16 protein-coding genes are annotated in these 18,461 nt (G+C 39.6%); 15 read left to right on the top strand and 1 reads right to left on the bottom strand.

The window, feature by feature from the left end; genetic code table 11:
• The first annotated feature begins 308 nt into the window (after positions 1–308).
• From EO126_RS10175 to EO126_RS10140, 8 genes are all read left to right on the top strand, one after another.
• Entirely contained in the window at positions 309–830 is a 522-nt protein-coding gene (locus EO126_RS10175) for an SRPBCC family protein (RefSeq protein ID WP_006555213.1), read from the top strand.
• Between the two features lie 30 nt (positions 831–860).
• The gene (locus EO126_RS10170; RefSeq protein ID WP_006555214.1) at positions 861–1,211 is read left to right on the top strand and encodes a winged helix-turn-helix transcriptional regulator; all 351 of its coding nucleotides are present in this window, start codon (positions 861–863) and stop codon (positions 1,209–1,211) included.
• 311 nt (positions 1,212–1,522) lie between these two features.
• Positions 1,523–2,140 carry a TetR/AcrR family transcriptional regulator gene (locus EO126_RS10165; protein ID WP_006555215.1) on the top strand — a complete coding sequence of 206 codons (618 nt, stop codon included), beginning with the start codon at positions 1,523–1,525 and terminating at the stop codon, positions 2,138–2,140.
• A 31-nt stretch (positions 2,141–2,171) separates the two neighbouring features.
• Positions 2,172–3,146 carry an HlyD family secretion protein gene (locus tag EO126_RS10160; protein ID WP_006555216.1) on the top strand — a complete coding sequence of 325 codons (975 nt, stop codon included), beginning with the start codon at positions 2,172–2,174 and terminating at the stop codon, positions 3,144–3,146.
• The gene (locus tag EO126_RS10155) at positions 3,143–4,645 is read left to right on the top strand and encodes an ATP-binding cassette domain-containing protein (RefSeq protein WP_006555217.1); all 1,503 of its coding nucleotides are present in this window, start codon (positions 3,143–3,145) and stop codon (positions 4,643–4,645) included. Before EO126_RS10160 ends, EO126_RS10155 begins: the two co-directional genes overlap by 4 nt.
• Position 4,646: 1 nt before the next feature.
• Positions 4,647–5,780 (top strand): ABC transporter permease, encoded by a 1,134-nt coding sequence (locus tag EO126_RS10150; protein WP_127008778.1) that lies wholly within the window; start codon positions 4,647–4,649, stop codon positions 5,778–5,780.
• A gap of 122 nt (positions 5,781–5,902) precedes the next feature.
• Positions 5,903–7,009, top strand: a complete 1,107-nt coding sequence (gene ychF, locus EO126_RS10145; protein ID WP_006555219.1) for a redox-regulated ATPase YchF — start codon at positions 5,903–5,905, stop codon at positions 7,007–7,009.
• Positions 7,010–7,402: 393 nt separating this feature from the next.
• On the top strand, positions 7,403–8,062 hold the full coding sequence (locus tag EO126_RS10140) for a flavodoxin family protein (protein ID WP_006555221.1): 660 nt from the start codon (positions 7,403–7,405) through the stop codon (positions 8,060–8,062).
• A gap of 168 nt (positions 8,063–8,230) precedes the next feature.
• On the opposite strand, the gene EO126_RS10135 is transcribed toward EO126_RS10140, so the two are convergent.
• Positions 8,231–9,106, bottom strand: a complete 876-nt coding sequence (locus EO126_RS10135) for a polysaccharide deacetylase family protein (RefSeq protein ID WP_127008777.1) — start codon at positions 9,104–9,106, stop codon at positions 8,231–8,233.
• A 252-nt stretch (positions 9,107–9,358) separates the two neighbouring features.
• Here EO126_RS10135 and EO126_RS10130 point away from each other — a divergent pair, with 252 nt between their 5' ends.
• The 7 genes from EO126_RS10130 to EO126_RS10100 all read left to right on the top strand — a co-directional run bounded on the left by EO126_RS10130 (position 9,359) and on the right by EO126_RS10100 (position 18,045).
• Positions 9,359–11,449 carry an OPT family oligopeptide transporter gene (locus tag EO126_RS10130; protein WP_127008776.1) on the top strand — a complete coding sequence of 697 codons (2,091 nt, stop codon included), beginning with the start codon at positions 9,359–9,361 and terminating at the stop codon, positions 11,447–11,449.
• Between the two features lie 214 nt (positions 11,450–11,663).
• Positions 11,664–12,965 carry an ABC transporter substrate-binding protein gene (locus EO126_RS10125; RefSeq protein ID WP_127008775.1) on the top strand — a complete coding sequence of 434 codons (1,302 nt, stop codon included), beginning with the start codon at positions 11,664–11,666 and terminating at the stop codon, positions 12,963–12,965.
• Between the two features lie 105 nt (positions 12,966–13,070).
• On the top strand, positions 13,071–13,949 hold the full coding sequence (locus tag EO126_RS10120; protein ID WP_127008774.1) for a carbohydrate ABC transporter permease: 879 nt from the start codon (positions 13,071–13,073) through the stop codon (positions 13,947–13,949).
• Positions 13,939–14,766: a carbohydrate ABC transporter permease gene (locus tag EO126_RS10115; RefSeq protein ID WP_006555226.1), complete on the top strand. Its 828-nt coding sequence runs from the start codon at positions 13,939–13,941 to the stop codon at positions 14,764–14,766. Before EO126_RS10120 ends, EO126_RS10115 begins: the two co-directional genes overlap by 11 nt.
• Positions 14,766–15,848 (top strand): ABC transporter ATP-binding protein, encoded by a 1,083-nt coding sequence (locus tag EO126_RS10110; RefSeq protein WP_127008773.1) that lies wholly within the window; start codon positions 14,766–14,768, stop codon positions 15,846–15,848. Before EO126_RS10115 ends, EO126_RS10110 begins: the two co-directional genes overlap by 1 nt.
• A gap of 18 nt (positions 15,849–15,866) precedes the next feature.
• The gene (locus EO126_RS10105) at positions 15,867–16,634 is read left to right on the top strand and encodes a sugar phosphate isomerase/epimerase family protein (RefSeq protein WP_127008772.1); all 768 of its coding nucleotides are present in this window, start codon (positions 15,867–15,869) and stop codon (positions 16,632–16,634) included.
• A gap of 202 nt (positions 16,635–16,836) precedes the next feature.
• Complete coding sequence (locus EO126_RS10100) at positions 16,837–18,045, top strand: MalY/PatB family protein (protein WP_127008771.1); 1,209 nt, start codon at positions 16,837–16,839, stop codon at positions 18,043–18,045.
• Positions 18,046–18,461: the final 416 nt, after the last annotated feature.

Below are 18,461 nucleotides of genomic sequence, written 5' to 3'. Positions count from 1 at the left end.
AATCGTTACGGTCTCTTTTTATATATCTTTGCTATATGCAATTTAATTTTACATACTATAGTTCAAAACTATATAGTCTCTTGGCAAAACTACCTCTTAATTCCTTTATACTATCTTTTTGGGTACTATAGCACTTTAAAGTGCATTCTTCCTAAAAAATAGCACTTAGCATATAATGTACTCATCAGCTGATAAGAATTGTTTTCAATACAATAATCCATAAATAGAGTCAGACAATTCGCCAAAGCGAATAGCGTCATAGGACTAAATAAATATCAAGACTATGTTACAATATAAGGAGATATATTATGTTACACGAAATTAATTGGCCTCACGAATATTTACCGGGTACAACCGACAACTTTGCTTCTAACGAAGTCATTATCCAAGGCGTTACGGCAGCCGAAGCTTTTGAAAATTTGATTGATGTCGCCATTTGGCCAACATACTATAAAAATGTAGCCGATGTAGAATTCGATAATACCAAAGGCACGAAGCTCGCTGAAAACACACGCTTTCGTTTCAAAACTTTCGGTTTTCCTATCGAAGCTGAAATTACCGAATTCGAAGCTCCATCCGGTAATCAACCGGGGCGTTTGGCTTGGCACGGTTGGGCCGAAGGCGACGAAGATCATCGACTTGATGTTATCCACGCCTGGCTTATTGAAGATTTATCGGAAAACCGTGTGCGTATTTTGACCCAAGAATCACAAATCGGTAAACCGGCCGTTGCTTTACACGAAGATCCGACCGACCCGATGAATATCGGTCATCAGGATTGGCTCCATGGCTTAGCGGCTACCTTATTAAAAAGTAAAGCCGGTAAATAATAAACTATTATTTTTAGGAAGGGATTACTAATGGCTACCAAAAATTCTATGTTCCAATGCCCTGTCGAAGCAGCTCTCAGTCTATTGGGCGGTAAATATAAATGTATTATCTTATGGCACTTATTGGAACGGACTCATCGCTACAGTGAATTGCAACGCGTCATTCCTCAGGCCACACCTAAAATGTTGACGCAACAATTACGGGAGTTGGAGGAAAGCGGTGTCATTCAGCGAAAAGTATATCCGGTAGTTCCTCCCAAAACAGAATACAGTTTGACTGAATTCGGCTTAACCTTAGCTCCTATTATTGAATCTATGTGTGACTGGGGTAAAACCTATATGCCGGACCGCATTTTACCGAAAGAAACATCTTGTAATTAATACATAAAAGAGGACAGGTAAACTGTTCTCCATAAAACCGAATAAGCAGACAAAAAAATTCCTAAATCTAAACAGCAGCTTGAAGATATATATCTTCAAGCTGTTTTTTTATATTATTTTTGAACTAAGTGATAATTTTTTCATTTAATTGCTAAATACCCTTGCTTTTTATTTAAACAATGTTTAAAATAGAGTTGTAAATTAAACGCTGTTTAAATTTTATAAACACATCTCATACTAACTTCGTAAATATGTAATCTGAATCTGTATTAGCAAGTATTAGTAAGTATTCGTAAACAAAGGAATTTATTATGGCTGAATCAACCAAAGATAAAATCATCAACACAACCTATCGTTTAATGCTCAATAACGACGATATCAGCAGTATTACGGTGCGCATGATTGCCGCCGAAGCAGACGTCAATGTAGCGCTCGTCAATTACCATTTTAAAAATAAGGATACTCTCTTCAATGAGGTAATCAACCAAATCCTCATACGGGCAAAAGAATTTTTTTCAATTTTAGATGACGAAACCAAGCCAACCAAACAGCGACTATTCGACTTTTTAATTCAATACCAACAACATTTAGCAAAACATAAAAAGTTTATTTACTATCTTTTTTCATCGAAGCAAACCTTCCCGACCCAGATGACCTATATTAAATTCTTACGTTCCCAAGGCATTGTCAAAATAATGAGCCATGTGGAACTCCTCATCAAAGAGCAAAAACCGGCAGCATCTGATGAAACGATACGCAATATGACTAAATTTACCTTTAGTCATCTGATTTCTATGTTGGTCTTCCCCATCATTTACAGCGCCTCAATCAATGAAGCCGTTAAGACAATGAAGGATGTCTTTATTTCTCCGGAAGAAACCAAAGCATCATTGCAATTCTTTTTTGATACCTATTTCCCGGAACACTAAGTAGTGTCTTTTAACCTATAAGGAGTTTTTTATGAAAAAGAAATACATCCCTATCGGCCTGGTGCTGGTTCTTTTAATCGGCATCGCCATCTACTACTTCTATCCTCGCACCACCACCGGCAAAGTAAATACAGTAGGCACCATTGAAGTACATCAATACGATATTACACCGCGTAGCAGCGGCTATATTGAAGGTCTTAATGTAGATCTCGGCAGCCGCATCACAGCCGGTGAAACACTCTTTACCTTATCTGAACCGACCACCAACACCGCTTTAGACGCCGCCAAAGCATCGCAGGCTCAAGGTGCGGCCAACCTTGCGGATTTACAAGCCGGTGCTCGTGAAGACCAAATTAAAGCTTATAAAGCCTTGGTTGACTCCGCTACCGTATCTCGCGACCAAGCACTACGTGAATTTAATCGCTACGAAGCTTTATATGCAGAAGATGCTGTATCCGCCCAAGTCCGCGATCAAAAACAACAAGCCTATGATGTGGCACAGCAAAATCTTGCCAAAGCTACCGCCGATTACCAAGAATTATTACAAGGCACTCGCAGTCAGCAGATTGCTGCCGCACAATCTCAAGTAGAAGCGCTAAAGGCTAATGTGGCCTCCGCTCAAAGCAAGGTGGAAGATTTAATGATGAAAAGCCCGGTTAACGGCCTTGTTTTAACCAAAAACTACAATAAGGGCGAATATGTGAAAGCCGGCGCCCCCGTTTTGACCATTGCCGACATGCAGGATGCGTGGGTTCATATCTATGTATCGACAGAGCAACTCGCTCTTATTAAAGTAGGCGACAAAGCACAAATCAAAGTGGATGGTTTACCCGGCCAAATCTTCGAAGGCTATATTGAACGTATCAGCCCCGAAGCGGAATACACACCGCGTCAAAGCATTACCAAAACGGAACGCCATAACTTAGTGTATAAAGTCCGCATAAAAGTAAATAACGGCCAAGAAATTCTTAAACCGGGCATGCCGGTGGATGTGGTGATTCCATGATTACCATTCAAAATGTCCACAAACATTACGGCGATGTACAGGCTCTTAACGGCATCAACCTGACTATTCCGGACGGCGAAATGTTCGGTCTCGTCGGTGCCGACGGTGCCGGCAAATCATCGCTTCTTCGCATGCTGTGCGGCCTTATAGCTCCCAGCGAAGGAACCATAGATATTAATGGCGCCTCTCCCCTCGATATCAAGCATACTATCGGCTATGTATCACAACTCTTTGCTTTATATCCCAATTTGAGTGTCTATGAAAACCTCGAATTGTATGGCCGATTATACGATCTCACTAAAGATGAACTGCACAATAAATGCAATGCCCTTGCCGAATATGTAGGTCTCGGCAATTTTAAAGACCGCATGTCCAACGATTTATCGGGCGGTATGAAGCAAAAATTGGCTTTAGCCGTAGCCCTCTTAAACACACCAAGGTTACTCATTTTAGACGAACCTTCAACCGGTGTTGACCCCTTATCACGCCGCGAATTATGGACTTTAATCAAGAAAATCAACCAAGAAGGTACCACCGTGGTAGTCGCCACGCCCTTCATGGACGAAGCCGACTACTGCAGCCAAATTGCTTTTTTTGAAGCCGGCCAAATCCTAGCCCTCGGCACACCACAAGATCTGCGAACTCAAACGAAGGTAGCTTCAAATCAGACCCTGGATGAAGTATATATTCGTCTCGTCAACAAGAATAACGAACTCACCGCCGATTATACGGTGCAGCATGACTTCGAACGACTCGCCGATAAGCCGGTCGTTATTCAAACAGAAGACCTGGTACGCCGATTCGGTGATTTTACAGCCGTCAACAAGCTCAACATTACCATCAAGGAAGGGGAAATCTTTGGTCTACTCGGTTCCAACGGTTGCGGTAAATCCACTACTATTCGCATGCTCTGCGGTACCTTGACCCCTACTACCGGGCAAATCGAAGTACTCAATACAGATGTGACAAAACATGTGTCACTCATCAAGTCGCAACTGGGCTATATGTCCCAAAAATTCAGTCTCTATGCAGATTTAACCGTTATGGAGAACCTCACATTTTACGGCCGTATCTATGGTTTAAAACCGGCGGAATTAACCGAACGAATCAACATTGTTATCGACGAACTGGAATTACACGAAATTAAAAACCGTTTAGTCCGTGAACTACCGACCGGTTGGCGTCAGCGCGCCTCTTTAGGGGCTGCTATTTTACATAAACCGGCCATCTTGTACTTAGACGAACCGACCAGCGGGGTTGATCCGTTGACGCGACGCCAATTCTGGACTGTCATCAATAAACTGTCCGATAGAGGCACCACCATTTTAGTAACCACACATTTTATGGACGAAGCCGAACAATGCGACCGCATCCTCTTTATGGACAAGGGGCAAAAAATCATCGAAGGTCGTCCGAAGGTATTAAAAGAAACCACGCCGGGCGCCCATAATCTGGAAGACGCGTTTATTTATTATATGAAACAAGCTAGGAGTCAATGATATGCAACGAATTTGGGCTATACTGATAAAAGAGTTTCACCAGATGAAACGGGACAAAGCCACCTTATTTATGCTGATTTTAATGCCCTTAATGCAGCTCATTATTTTCGGCTACGCTATTAATACCGACGTAAAACATGTACCCACGGTCATTTATGACCAATCGCGAAGTGAAGAAAGCCGAGAACTGATTAGCGCCTTCGTGGGTACCTCTTACTATGACGTTGTAGAGTATGTGGACAGCAATCAAGCCATGCTGGATAGTATTTACTCCGGCAAGGCTGTAGCTGCTCTCACCTTCCCACCAACCTTCAGCGAAGACATCAAACACGGTCGCACCGCGGAAATGCAACTCATCGTCGATGCCAGTGATAACACGATAGCCAACAGTGCCATCAGCACGGCACAACTCTTAGGTCAACAACGCTCCCTAAGCATTACTTCACAACGACTGTTAGCGACCGGACAATCCGTACCGTCGGGCAATGCCATTGAAGTAAAAATCAATCCATGGTTCAATCCGGATTTTATAACGGCCTATAATATTGTACTGGGCATTATCAGCCTCATGATTACTATGACCTTGGTAAGTATTACGGCCATGGCCATCGTGCGTGAGCAGGAAGTGGGCACCTTAGAACAATTAATGGTAACACCGCTCAAAGACTACGAAATTATTATCGGCAAAGTTATTCCTTATGTGCTCATCGGTTACGCACAAGCAGGTATTGCTTTAGTAGCCGGTATTATACTCTTTGACGTGCCGTTTCAAGGTAGTTTTTTCGTCCTCTTCATAACAACGACCATCTTCCTTATTTCCTCGCTGATGCTGGGAATCCTCGTTTCTACCGTAGCCAAAACGCAACTGCAAGCTATGCAGATGTCGATTTTGGTATATATGCCGAGTATTTTGCTGTCCGGCTTTATGTTTCCCCGCGTTGCCATGGATGCTATTTTCCAATACCTCGGCGCCATTATGCCAATGACATTCTACTTAACCATTATCCGCGGTATCATGCTAAAAGGGATTGGTATAGAGTATTTATGGCCTCAGATTTTTGCCCTCATTACCTTCATCATCGTCACCGGCTTTATAAGTGTTCACACCTTTACCAATAAACGTAAAAACGGTTAACAGTGCATCCGTGCTGTTTCTATGTTATAATAAATTGTTAACATAGTAATTTATAACTAACATAGACATCGGTGATTCCCATAATCACCTTAACTGACTAACTGATGAGTGAGGAGAATGAAATGAGTACAAATCTTGAAGTAGGTATTGTAGGCCTTCCTAATGTAGGCAAAAGTACGTTATTTAACGCCATTACCAAAGCCGGTGCCGAAGCGGCCAACTATCCGTTCTGTACAATCGAACCTAACGTAGGTGTTGTTGACGTTCCGGATGACCGCATCAACCAATTGGCTGTTATGTTTAAATCTAAAAAAATTATTCCAGCCGCTATGCGCTTCGTTGACATTGCCGGTCTCGTAGCCGGTGCTTCCAAAGGCGAAGGTTTGGGTAACAAATTCCTCAGCCATATCCGCCAAGTTGACGCTATTGCTCAAGTTGTACGTTGTTTTGATGACCCTAACATCACCCACGTAGCCGGTTCCATCGATCCGATTCGCGATATTGAAATCATCAACACTGAACTTTGCTTAGCTGACCTTGATTCTGTTGAAAAACGCAAACAACGTATTGAAAAAATCGCCAAAAGCGGTGACAAAGATGCTCGTATCGAGCTTCCTATTTTGGAAAAAGTCATCGAAGGTCTCGGCGAAGCTATTCCGGTACGCGCGCAAGGTCTCGACGAAGAAGAATTGGAAATTCTCAAAGAGTTGACTTTATTAACAGCTAAAAAATCTTTATACGTAGCCAATGTTTCGGAAGACGAAATCTCCGATTACGAAGCTAACGAATATGTGAAACACGTTGAAGAATATGCTGCTAACGAAGGTTCCGGCGTAGTTGTCGTATCCGCTCGTATCGAATCGGAAATCGCTGAATTATCCGATGAAGAAGCCGCTGCTTTCCTCGAAGAACTCGGCCTTACCGAAAGCGGTTTGACCAAATTAATTAAAGCCAGCTATTCCTTATTGGGCCTTATCAACTTCTTCACGGCCGGTGAAATGGAAGCCCGTGCTTGGACAATCGTAGAAGGCACTAAAGCACCGCAGGCAGCCGGTAAAATTCACTCTGACATTGAAAAAGGCTTCATTCGTGCCGAAATCGTAGCTTTCGATGACCTCGTAGCTTGCGGCAGTCAGAATGCGGCTAAAGAAAAAGGGCTCGTTCGCCTCGAAGGTAAAGACTATGTCATGAAAGACGGCGATGTAACGTACTTCCGCTTCAATGTATAAGAGTTTTGATAAGTAAAAACTTCAGGAATAAAACTTAAAATGAACAAATAATAAAAACCTTAGGTAAGAACTTCTTATAAAATATTTATAAGAAATCTATACCTAAGGTTTTTTAACGTTATATAACCTAGTTTACAGTGACCGGTCGGATGATTAATTGAAAATTGCAAAAGACCGCATTCAATATAGTGTATGTATTCCAACGAATCACCGGGTTTCCACAAATAATCGCCGTCCTTAAAATGAAACTCTTTAGTCGGCAATTCATCAAGAAACTCGCGAATAGAAAGGAAATCTTCTGAGAAAAAATACATTGGATATGTCATAACAACCACCTTCTATATAAATGATAGAAAGAAAATTAATACTTTTAATGTTAAAAGGAGTTTTATTATGAAAGTTATAGCAATTAACGGCAGTCCTCGCCCTAACAAAAATACAGTTCAATTATTAAATCAAGCATTAATGGGTGCCCAAGCAGCCGGTGCCGAAACAAAGATTATCTCACTCTATCCTTTACAATATCGCGGCTGTGTGAGCTGCTTTTATTGTAAACGCAAAGATAAGGAACACGGCACCTGTATTATAAAAGATGATTTAACACCGGTCATTGAAGAATTAAAACAAGCAGATGCCATCATCTGGGGCTCGCCCATCTATTTTTACAATATAACCTCCGCCCTGCAGGCACTCTTTGAACGCTTTCTCTTTTCAAACTATATCTACAACAAAGACGTACCGTCTGTGCTTGGCAAACAAATTCCTTCTGCCTTTATTTATACCATGAACGTAACTGAAGAGCAAAGTTTTAAAACTCCTCTACGTGAAAGCTTAAAACCTATAGAAGCTGCTGTAGAACGTATTTTAGGTGTAGAGCCCATCAAACACTATGTCTATAATACCTTACAGTTTGATGACTACAGTAAATTCGAATCATCTATTTTTTCAGAAAGCGACAAAAAATCCTACCATGAAGCTACTTTTGAAAAAAGCCTAAACGAAGCATATCAAATTGGTCAACAATTGGTGGCTGCTACCGGCAAGTTACAATAATACAAAAAGCCTTCTTGAAAACCTCCGGAACGAGGCGTTTCTGAGACTAATAAACGACAACAAAAGGATGCCATACCTGCATGATTATGACATCCTTTTTTATTATATATAATTCAATAATTATATGTTGTTTTGACTTTAAAGCTTAAATTTTATTAGAATCTAAACTTAGTATTTCAATTTACCCATTGGCACATAAATCGTACCGGCCGACATAGGGCCTACTGTACCTTGCTGGAAAATAACAAAGATTTCATGGTCTTCCGTAGCATAGAAATCGGATGGCACTTTATCAACGGTGCGATTTTCAGGGAAGAATTGTGGTTTCAAATCTTCATCATTAGCGATAGCTTGATTCAATTCGTCTAATTTAACACCACCAAAATCGTGTAAAGTTAACACTTTACCGCTAGTGCTGTTAAATGTAAAGGCCTTCACTGTGTTCAAACCATTAGCTGCCTGATCACCAATGGAGTAAGATTTAAGCAATACACTGAAAATCCCTTTATCATTAGCTTTTACATCATAAGTCATGTAAAGATTTTCTTTAACGTCTGCTTTCAAGTTGTTTTTCTCTAAATTTTTCTGCAAAGTCTGCACATATTTGGTAATGCGGCTGTTAATTTCTTTTGTCACAACCGGGCTGACCGATGTTACTGTCGGATAAGTAATGTGAATGCGTTCACCGCTGATAGCAATCGGTTGCACTGCTACGGATAAGCGTTGGTAATACGCATTGGCTTCTGGTACTTTAACTAAATCAGCTTCACGGGATAGTTCATCAGATGCTTCCCACATAGCTTTATTAGATGCCGGCGAAATATCTGAAGATACGCGTTTAGTCATAACGCCTGTAGTATTATTATGAGCTTCGGTCGGTGTCTGAACCGCCACAATATCGCCATTATCATCGACTACGGCAGCAGCCGGTTCCGAATCCACTTTTACAACCGTTACGTCATTAGCATTAACGCCACCAAAACCACCTAAAGCAATAGAGCCGAATACGGCAGCCATTATATATTTTTGCCATTTCTGTTTCATAAAAAGTCCTCCTTTATTCCCCTTTATGGCTAATGTACGGTAATACATTAAATCATGCCAAAATCACTATATATTTATATTTTAGCAAAAACCGGTGAAAAAATCATGATATTCTGCAATATTTCATGATGATTTATGATGTATACAATATAGAGTTAAATTTGAGATTGAATTTTGTCCACAATTCATGTACAATCGTCTTGTAGGATTATTATTGTTCTATTTTTTTATATTCTCTCAAGGAGGGTTAGTATGAAGCATGATTTTATGAGTCATGAACTGCATCTACCGGAATTGACGTTTCGCGGTATGCTTTTAGGCGTACTTATTACTATTATATTTACCGCGTCTAACGTTTACTTGGGCTTAAAAGTTGGCTTAACCTTCTCCAGCTCCATCCCGGCCGCAGTTATTTCAATGGCTATCCTACGTTTTTTCAAAGACTCCAACGTTCTTGAAAACAACATGGTTCAAACCCAAGCATCAGCTGCCGGTACTTTATCGGCTGTTATTTTCGTATTGCCGGGCCTATTGATGCTAGGCTATTGGCAAGGGTTCCCTTATGGCGAAACTTTATTACTCTGTGCCTGCGGCGGTTGTTTAGGTGTATTATTTACGATTCCGCTTCGTCGTGCCATGGTAGTAAACAGCGACTTACCATATCCGGAAGGCCGTGCGGCTGCTGAAATTCTTAAAGTCGGCAGTCAGAATCATGGTGACAGCGCTAAACAAAGTGCCAGCGGTATGAAAGAAATCGTAAGTGGTGGTATTTTTGCCGGTATCATTAGTCTTTTCACCAACGGTTTCCATTACCTGGCCGGTGAAATGAGTTTCTGGTTCGGTGTCGGCCGTGGGGTTACACAATTCCCACTCGGCTTCTCCACTGCCTTGCTTGGTGCCGGTTTCCTTATCGGTATCTCCAGTGGTATCGCTATTTTAGTAGGTATGATTATTGCTTGGGGCGGTTTTGTACCGTACTTAACCAATATCTTGCCTATGGGTGATGCTAAATCCGTAGAATCCTTTGCTATGGCCGTTTGGAAAGAAAAAGTTCGTTTTATCGGTGCCGGTTGTATCGGTATTGCCGCTATTTGGACTCTTATTACCTTGGCAAAACCAATTGTTGAAGGTATGAAAATGTCCGTACAGAATATGAAAATGTCCGGTGAAGAACGTGCTACACATCGTATGGACACAGATATGAAGCCTTCTACTATCGCTATCGTATTCTTACTTATTTTAGTTGGCCTCATTATCTGTTTCTACTCCTTCGTAAGTGCTGTTGACATCAGTCCTGCTCTTATGTGGACATTAGTTATCTGCGGTATCGTTATCGCTCTTTGCATCGGTTTCTTCGTAGCTGCTGCCTGCGGTTACATGGCCGGTCTTATCGGTACATCTGCCAGTCCAATCTCCGGTATCGGTATTTTGGGTATCATCATTTCATCTCTCGTAGTATTTGCCATTGCCTCTGCCAATGACTTATTCGCTACGGAAGCAGGCGTTAAATTCGCTACTGCCATGGCCTTGTTCATGACAAGTGTGGTTGTTTGTATCGCTGCGATTTCCAACGATAACTTACAGGACCTTAAAACCGGTCAACTCGTAGGTGCTACACCTTGGAAACAGCAGGTAGCTTTACTTATCGGTTCCATTGCCGGTGCCATCGCTATCGCTCCGGTTCTTAACCTCTTATATGAAGCTTATGGTTTCACCGGTGCTTTACCTCGTCCTGAAATGGATCCATCCGCTGCCTTATCCGCACCACAAGCTACTTTGATGACAACAATTGCTCAAGGTATCTTCAGCTCCAACCTTGATTGGAACTACATCCTTATCGGTGTCGGTATCGGTGTTATCGGTATTATCGTTAACTTGGTATTAAAGAGCACAACGGCTACTTTATCCTTGCCTCCATTGGCAATCGGGATGGGTATCTATTTACCGCCTTCCCTCGAAATGCCACTCGTTATCGGTTCTTTGATGAGCTATTTCGTTGGTAAATATTTAGTAAAACGTGCTAAAGAACGTAGCGGTGAATTAGCTGACGCTGATGTTGAACAATGTAACCGTCGTGGCGTACTCTTCGCTTCCGGTATGATCGTTGGCGAAAGCTTAATCGGTGTAATTATCGCCGTTATCATCGTTATTTCCGTAACTTCCGGCGGTGGCGAAGATCCGCTCAGCATGGTCGGCAAAGACTTTGCTAACACCGCTGAATGGCTTGGCTTAGGTGTCTTCATCCTCACAATTGCTTACTTCGTAAATCTCGTATTATCGACTAAGTTCAATCGTGAAGAAGCACTTGAAATCCAACGCATTAACGAAGAAGAACATAAATAAAATCTTACAAACCTAATCATGAAAACAGTCACATCCATATGGATGTGACTGTTTTTTTATTTCCAACAAAAAAATTACAAAACCTTAAAAAATTTTTATGAAATTTTACATTTTTCATCTTGAATATTTACATTGATATGATTAAATGAAAAATATGTGGTGCACTAAATTGTAATCTAGTATATTAAAACCTTATTTAAGGTAGGAGGAAATCATGAGATTAAAAGCCATTTTATCCGGCCTGTTTTGTATGCTGACCTTGCTTTTACTGGCAGGTTGCGGCAACTCAACTTCAAACAGTGGCTCAACAAATGACAAAGTCGTAGAAATTGAATATTGGCATGTAGCATCTGATAGTTTCGGCGGTCAAACAGTTCGAGAATTAGTTGCTGATTTTAATAAAACACATCCTAATATTAAAGTTACAGAAAAATTTAATCCGGATATGTATAAAGGCTTAACTCAAAATTTACAAGCTGCTCTAGCTTCCGGTCAAACACCTGATGTAGTACAAATGGGTTGGAACTTCTTAAACTATGCCCATGAAAACTTCGAAACGGAAAGTATTGATAAAATTTTTGCTAACGCCGGCGATCCTAATTTTATCAAAGATACCTTTGAACCTAATATTGCTCGTCTGGCTCAAACAGATACTGGTGATCAGGTTGGTGTTCCTTACTCCTTATCTTTACCGGTTTTATACTATAATCCGGACATCTTCAAGGCAGCCGGCTTAGATCCAAATAAACCACCTACTACTTGGACTGAAGTTGCCGAATATGCTAAACAAATTAAAGAAAAAACAGGTAATCCTGCATTCTTCATGCAAGAATATGCTGATACCTGGACAAACCAGGCTCTTGTTGAATCAAATGGCGGCACCATGTTAACTCATAAAGATGGTAAATGGCAAGCCGGTTTTGATACGCCGGAAGCTGCTTATGCATATCAAGTAATTGCCGATATGGTTAAAAACGGCACAGGCTTACACGCAACTAACGAAGAGGGTTTCCAAAGCTTTACTTCCGGTAAATTAGCAATGGTAGCAACTACAATTGGTAAACGTGCTAACTTTGAAAAGTCATCCAACTTTAAAGTAATGACTACTACCTTCCCGGCTTTCGGTAATAAACCTGTAAAAGTACCTGCCGGCGGTAACTTCCTCATGATTCTCAGCAAAGATAAAGCAAAACAAAAAGCTGCTGTTGAATTTGTAAAATATTTAGAAAGTGCTGAAAACTTAACTAAATGGGATACAGGAACAGGCTACTTGCCACCACGCAAAGGTATGGCTCAAGAAGGCCCTTACAAAAAATTAATGGATGAAAATGAAAATATTAGAAAAGCTATGGAAATGCTTCCTAATGTAACACCATGGGTTAGCTTCCCGGGCCAAAACGGCTTACAAGCAGAACAAATCTTAATCGATGCCCGCGATGTTATTCTTAACGGAAGCAAAACTGCATCCGAAGCGCTCCATGAAGCAGCTTTAAAAATTAATGATTTACTGAAGTAAAATTTTAAAAACTATCATATTGTAAAATTAACGCCATTAGAATCAGTAGACTTTAGCCTTTGTTTTCGTCTATTGATTCTAATTGTGCTTAAAAGGAGTCTTACTATGAATCGTCTTTCAAAATCAGGCTACTTACTGTTCTTACCGGCAGCATTTTTCTTTTTAATCTTTTATTATTGGCCTTTACTTGTCAATGTAGCTCTTAGCTTCTTTTCTTGGAATATGGTGAGCTCAAAGATTAAATTTGTAGGAATTTCTAACTATACGGATATCCTCCAAACAGCAGAGTTTTATTCAGTTATCGTAAATACAATATTATTTGTTCTAGTTCTTCTGGTTTTTAACTTTGTACTACCTTATATATATTCATATATTTTAGCTTATGTTCTTAAATACGGAAAAAACCTGTATAAAGTATTTTTCTTTATACCATCGCTATTCAGTCTATCCGTTGCCAGTATTTTATTTTTGTGGATCTATAATCCGTTAGCCGGACCGATTGATGCGATTTTACAAATGGTCGGCCTGGATTCCCCTCGTTGGCTCAAAGAACCGGTTTTAGTTATTTTTTCAATTAGTATGATTATTGCTTGGAAAGTATTCGGCTATAATTTCATTCTAATGTTGGCTGCTATGATGTCTGTTTCAAAAGAAATGATAGAAGCGGCTCGTTTAGAAGGAGCCTCTGATTGGGTAATTTTACGTAAAATCATAATCCCTCAAACTTCTTCGTCTGCTATTTATGTCTTCGTTATTACTGTAGTGTTCGGCTTACAATATATCATGATTCCGGTTAACATATTAACTCAAGGCGGTCCAAATCAAGGCAGTGCCAACCTCGTATACGTTATTTACCAATACGCATTTGTATTCTATCAAGTCGGCAAATCAGCTGCATATGCTGTAATGACGATGTTAATATTCGTTGTTTTTGCTTGGTGGCGTAACAAAGTATTAGATAAGAAGGTATACTATGAAAATTAATCTTAAAAAGGAACTTATTGGCCATATCATACTTATCATTTCTTTGCTTATTTGCTTATGGCCTATTGTATTTTTAATTTCAGCCTCTTTAAAAGATTTAAATCAAATCTTCCAGTACCCTTTAAATCCGCTACCGGAAAATCCATCTTTATCAAACTATCTTACGGTACTTGATCGATTCCCTATCTTCCAATTTACCGGGAATACGTTTTTTATTGCTATTACCGTTACTCTTTTTAAAATTATAACCAGTTTGTTGGCAGGGTTTGGATTTGTTTATTACCGATTTAAAGGAAGAGAATTACTATTCAATTCCATGGTTCTTACGTTTTTTATCCCTATGTCTGTATTAATCATGCCAAATTACTTGTTAATTTCTTCTTTAGGATTACTTGATACTCCTTATGGCGTTATTCTTGTAGAAATTGTAGATGGCATGGGAATTTACTTAATGCGACAAACAATGCGAAGCATCCCGAAAAGTATCTACGAATGTGCAATTTTAGAAGGTGGATCGCCTCTGTATATTTTATGGCATATTATCCTACCTTTAGTAAGACCATCAGTAATTTCCATTAGTATTATGTTTTTTATCAATGCATGGAATGAATATTTTTGGCCGTTACTTATCTTAAAAAGTAAAACAGAATACACTTTAGCATTGGCTTTGCCAATGTTTATAAGTGCCGAAGGTGGCAGTGAATGGGGGTTAGCTATGGCCTTAGCTGTACTTACCAGCATCTTACCTTTTATTTTATTCATCATATGCCAAAAATACATTCTCAACACATTTATTCAATCAGGAGTTAAAGGATAATGCATAATATAGTCTTCAATAAAGTCAGTAAAACCTATCATGAAAAAGAAATCATCAAACAACTAAGTTTTGAAATTAAAGAAGGGGAACGCGTAGTTTTATTAGGTCCTTCCGGTTCCGGTAAAAGCACCACGCTTCGCATGATTGCCGGTTTAGAGGATATTAGTGACGGCGAGTTATATATGGGTGATACACTCATTAATGATGTACCCGCCGGCGACCGTAATATAGCCATGGTATTCCAAAACTATGCTTTGTTTCCTCATTTTAATGTATGGGACAATATTGTATTTGGATTAAAACTCCAAAACCTTCCTAATTCAGAAATTAAAGAACGAGCCAATGCGGCCATTAAAATGTTAAATTTAAAAGGTTATGAAAATCGCTTAATCCAATCCTTATCAGGCGGTCAAAAGCAGAGGGTAGCATTATGTCGAGCTATCGTCAAACAATCCCCTTATTTCTTATTAGATGAACCGTTAGCCAATCTGGACGCTCAACTTCGTCAACACGCTCGCCAAGAACTGATAAAAATACATGAAAGTTGTAATTCCACTATGATTTATGTAACCCACGATCAAGTAGAGGCTATGACCATTGGCCAAAGAATCGCCATTTTGCATGAAGGTGTTTTACAACAATTCGACAAACCTGAAACAGTATACGATAATCCTGCCAATTTATTTGTAGCTTCCTTTATAGGCACACCGGCTATGAATCTGTGGCCATTGATTATTAATAACGGACAAGTCACTATTGGTTCTTCAACGTTAGATTTACCGCCGGTTGTTCAAGAAAATATTACATCTTCTGAGATTACTGTAGGTATTCGCCCTGAAAAATTACACCTCGCACCTTTAGAACGTGCTATGCTACACGGGCAATGTCAGTATGTTGAAAACATCGGTAATATTCAAAATTGTTTATTTCAAATTGATGATACGATTAAAGGTTTTATTCAATTTTCCGAATCGGAAAACAAACTAAATGTCGGCGATTCCATAGGACTTAATTTCAGCTGGTCAGATGCTTGTTTCTTTGACAGTGAAACCGGCAATAATTTAAATTTAAAGCTAAAATAAACATATTAAGGAGGAACCATGAATACAATTGCTATCAGTGATTTACTATTTCCTGCATTTGAAAAATACATGCTCAGAGCATTACCGGAAACCTTTAGTATGGAGTTTTTTGTAGAATTTGGACCTGTCGAATATTGGCGTGCTTTATTACCACAATTTAATATTCAATCACGAGCTATCTCTTTGCACGGACCATGTGTAACCCTCAATTTAGCCAATCCTGATGATACACAGTACCTAAGCCGTTATGAAAAAGACATTACGTTCGGCAAAGAAATTAATGCTCATTTTATCGTTGTCCATACCAACGAACAATGGTCAGGAAATAAAGAAGATGTACAAAATTTAGTTATTGAACGACTTCAGGAGCTCGATAAATTGGCACAAAAAATAAACGGACCTCGTTTGGCTGTAGAAAATGTAGGTTTATTAACCAATAATTTATTTAATGAATCCGAATATCTTGAACTCTTTACTAAATTCCCTAACATTGTTTCCTTAATTGATGTTGGTCACGCTAATGTAAATCAATGGAATTTGCCTCATGTAATTCAAACTTTAAACGAAAAGATTATTGCTTACCATTTACACGATAACAATGGTAAAAAAGATCAGCACCAACCTATCGGTACCAGTTCTATCAATTGGACCGAATTATTTAAAGCTATCAACACATATTCACCAAATGCCACTAAAGTCTTAGAATACGCCAACGGTACGTTCAAATCTATGGACGAATTATTACAACATTTGAACGCCATAGAATCCTTAATGACAACAAAATAAAATAAAAAACAAATAGAAAAACGGTCATACTTAACTTATAAAGGTTAGTATGACCGTTTTTGTATTTCTAACTTTATTTTGTTATAATGAAATCAATTACAAACTGATTTTTAAAGCTCTCATTCCCATTAAAATGTTTTAATCAGTATTAAATTTCAATTGAAAATATTTTCACATACACACTGCTACAGGAGGTGTAACAATGAGTCAAACAATAACTAAAGAAGAGTTTTTAAGTCGCTACGCCCTTGATCGACGCGGCTCCAATAGTATTAAATGGGACGGTTTAAAACAACGGTTTCGCACCGACGATGTCATCCCTATGTGGGTGGCTGACATGGACTTTAAAGTGCCCGAAACGGTAACCGCAGCCCTTACAGAACGCATCAATCACGGTGCTTTCGGCTATGCTCTAATCAGCCCGACCTATCATCAAACATTTATTGACTGGCTGACTCGCCATCATGGCTATACACCTAAGAAAAACTGGCTTCGTTTTACCAGCGGTACAATTACTACTTTATTTTGGATTCTGCACGCCTTCACAAAACCTAAAGATAATATTCTGATCCTGTCACCGGTTTACTATCCGTTCTACAGCACGCCGCAGGATACCGGACGTACGCCAATCTGCAGTGAACTTAAACAAGACAAAACAGGACGTTTTTATATCGACTTTGACGATGTAGAAACTAAGATTAAAGAACATAATGTTAAAGTCTTTATCCTCTGTAATCCGCATAACCCGGTGAGCCGTATCTGGTCGGAAGAAGAGCTGGTTAAACTCTTTACCCTATGTGAAGCCCACAATGTACTCATCGTAAGCGATGAAATCCATGAAGATTTTATTTTTGGACCGGATCCGTTTATTCCGGCCTTAGCTGTACAGGACGGGCGCTTCAAAGATTCCATTATCGCCATTACGAGTGCGTCTAAAACATTCAACTTGGCCTCTTTACCGGTAGCGCATACCATTATTCCGAATGAGGCACATCGTAAGCAATTTGATGCCTATGTTGCCACTATCGACCATACGCAATTACCGGTTCTGGATTTACTGGCTACGGAAACAGCTTATCAGACAGGTGATGCTTGGCTAACCGGACTTTTAGCTGTTATTAAAGACAATTACGAAATTTTGAAAAACACATTGCTTGAAGCAACACCTAAGTTAGTATTTACACCGCTCGAAGCAACATATCTCGCCTGGGTTGATTTTAAAGCCTATGTGGATCCCGAAGAACTGGATAACTTCATGATTAAGCAATGCCGCGTCGGTGTTAATACGAGTCCAAACTTTGCACCTGCAACACCGGGCTTTGTCCGCTTCAACTTGGCGGCTCATCCCGATACTGTTAAAGAAACAGCCAGCCGCATTATTAAAGGACTTGAGGCTATTAACGCAAAGTAGCATTTTAAAACGAGTCTTCAATAATTCCTTCGATTTTTATAAAGGAGATGCCCATGCGTCGTCACGATCGTCAGATTACACCGGCAAAAATCAATGGGAATATAAACCGGCTATGTTAAACGCCATCGCTGTTATAAAACTGGTGCCACGCAAACTTACGTGCAAAGCAAATCGGCCACCGGTATAAATCTTTTGATAGTTTTCAATAAATTTCAAACTATTGAAAACTATCAACAGTATACACTTAAATCAATAGGACGGAAATATACGCCCTTAATACAAAACCTCCTACACCAACAGGTATAGGAGGTTTTATTATATTTGAAAGTTTATAATTTAACGGTTAATTGTAAACTGAAATTGAACATATAAAAAATCCATAGTGAATACCGATTTGTGTTATGATTAATGTCGCT

Origin of the sequence: Veillonella seminalis, assembly GCF_003992065.1 — a bacterium.
Taxonomy (GTDB): domain Bacteria; phylum Bacillota; class Negativicutes; order Veillonellales; family Veillonellaceae; genus Veillonella_A; species Veillonella_A seminalis.
Note: the sequence above shows the minus strand (reverse complement) of the source record. Positions and strands in the feature narration are given on the sequence as shown.

What these genes read in the sequence shown, in the direction of transcription:
- EO126_RS10135 (WP_127008777.1), bottom strand. Translation starts at nt 9,106, where the DNA reads ATGAAACAGAAATGGCAAAAATATATAATGGCTGCCGTATTCGGCTCT.
- EO126_RS10105 (WP_127008772.1), top strand. Translation starts at nt 15,867, where the DNA reads ATGAATACAATTGCTATCAGTGATTTACTATTTCCTGCATTTGAAAAA.
- EO126_RS10150 (WP_127008778.1), top strand. Translation starts at nt 4,647, where the DNA reads ATGCAACGAATTTGGGCTATACTGATAAAAGAGTTTCACCAGATGAAA.
- ychF (WP_006555219.1), top strand. Translation starts at nt 5,903, where the DNA reads ATGAGTACAAATCTTGAAGTAGGTATTGTAGGCCTTCCTAATGTAGGC.
- EO126_RS10120 (WP_127008774.1), top strand. Translation starts at nt 13,071, where the DNA reads ATGAATCGTCTTTCAAAATCAGGCTACTTACTGTTCTTACCGGCAGCA.
- EO126_RS10175 (WP_006555213.1), top strand. Translation starts at nt 309, where the DNA reads ATGTTACACGAAATTAATTGGCCTCACGAATATTTACCGGGTACAACC.
- EO126_RS10115 (WP_006555226.1), top strand. Translation starts at nt 13,939, where the DNA reads ATGAAAATTAATCTTAAAAAGGAACTTATTGGCCATATCATACTTATC.
- EO126_RS10160 (WP_006555216.1), top strand. Translation starts at nt 2,172, where the DNA reads ATGAAAAAGAAATACATCCCTATCGGCCTGGTGCTGGTTCTTTTAATC.
- EO126_RS10165 (WP_006555215.1), top strand. Translation starts at nt 1,523, where the DNA reads ATGGCTGAATCAACCAAAGATAAAATCATCAACACAACCTATCGTTTA.
- EO126_RS10110 (WP_127008773.1), top strand. Translation starts at nt 14,766, where the DNA reads ATGCATAATATAGTCTTCAATAAAGTCAGTAAAACCTATCATGAAAAA.
- EO126_RS10155 (WP_006555217.1), top strand. Translation starts at nt 3,143, where the DNA reads ATGATTACCATTCAAAATGTCCACAAACATTACGGCGATGTACAGGCT.
- EO126_RS10130 (WP_127008776.1), top strand. Translation starts at nt 9,359, where the DNA reads ATGAAGCATGATTTTATGAGTCATGAACTGCATCTACCGGAATTGACG.
- EO126_RS10140 (WP_006555221.1), top strand. Translation starts at nt 7,403, where the DNA reads ATGAAAGTTATAGCAATTAACGGCAGTCCTCGCCCTAACAAAAATACA.
- EO126_RS10100 (WP_127008771.1), top strand. Translation starts at nt 16,837, where the DNA reads ATGAGTCAAACAATAACTAAAGAAGAGTTTTTAAGTCGCTACGCCCTT.
- EO126_RS10125 (WP_127008775.1), top strand. Translation starts at nt 11,664, where the DNA reads ATGAGATTAAAAGCCATTTTATCCGGCCTGTTTTGTATGCTGACCTTG.
- EO126_RS10170 (WP_006555214.1), top strand. Translation starts at nt 861, where the DNA reads ATGGCTACCAAAAATTCTATGTTCCAATGCCCTGTCGAAGCAGCTCTC.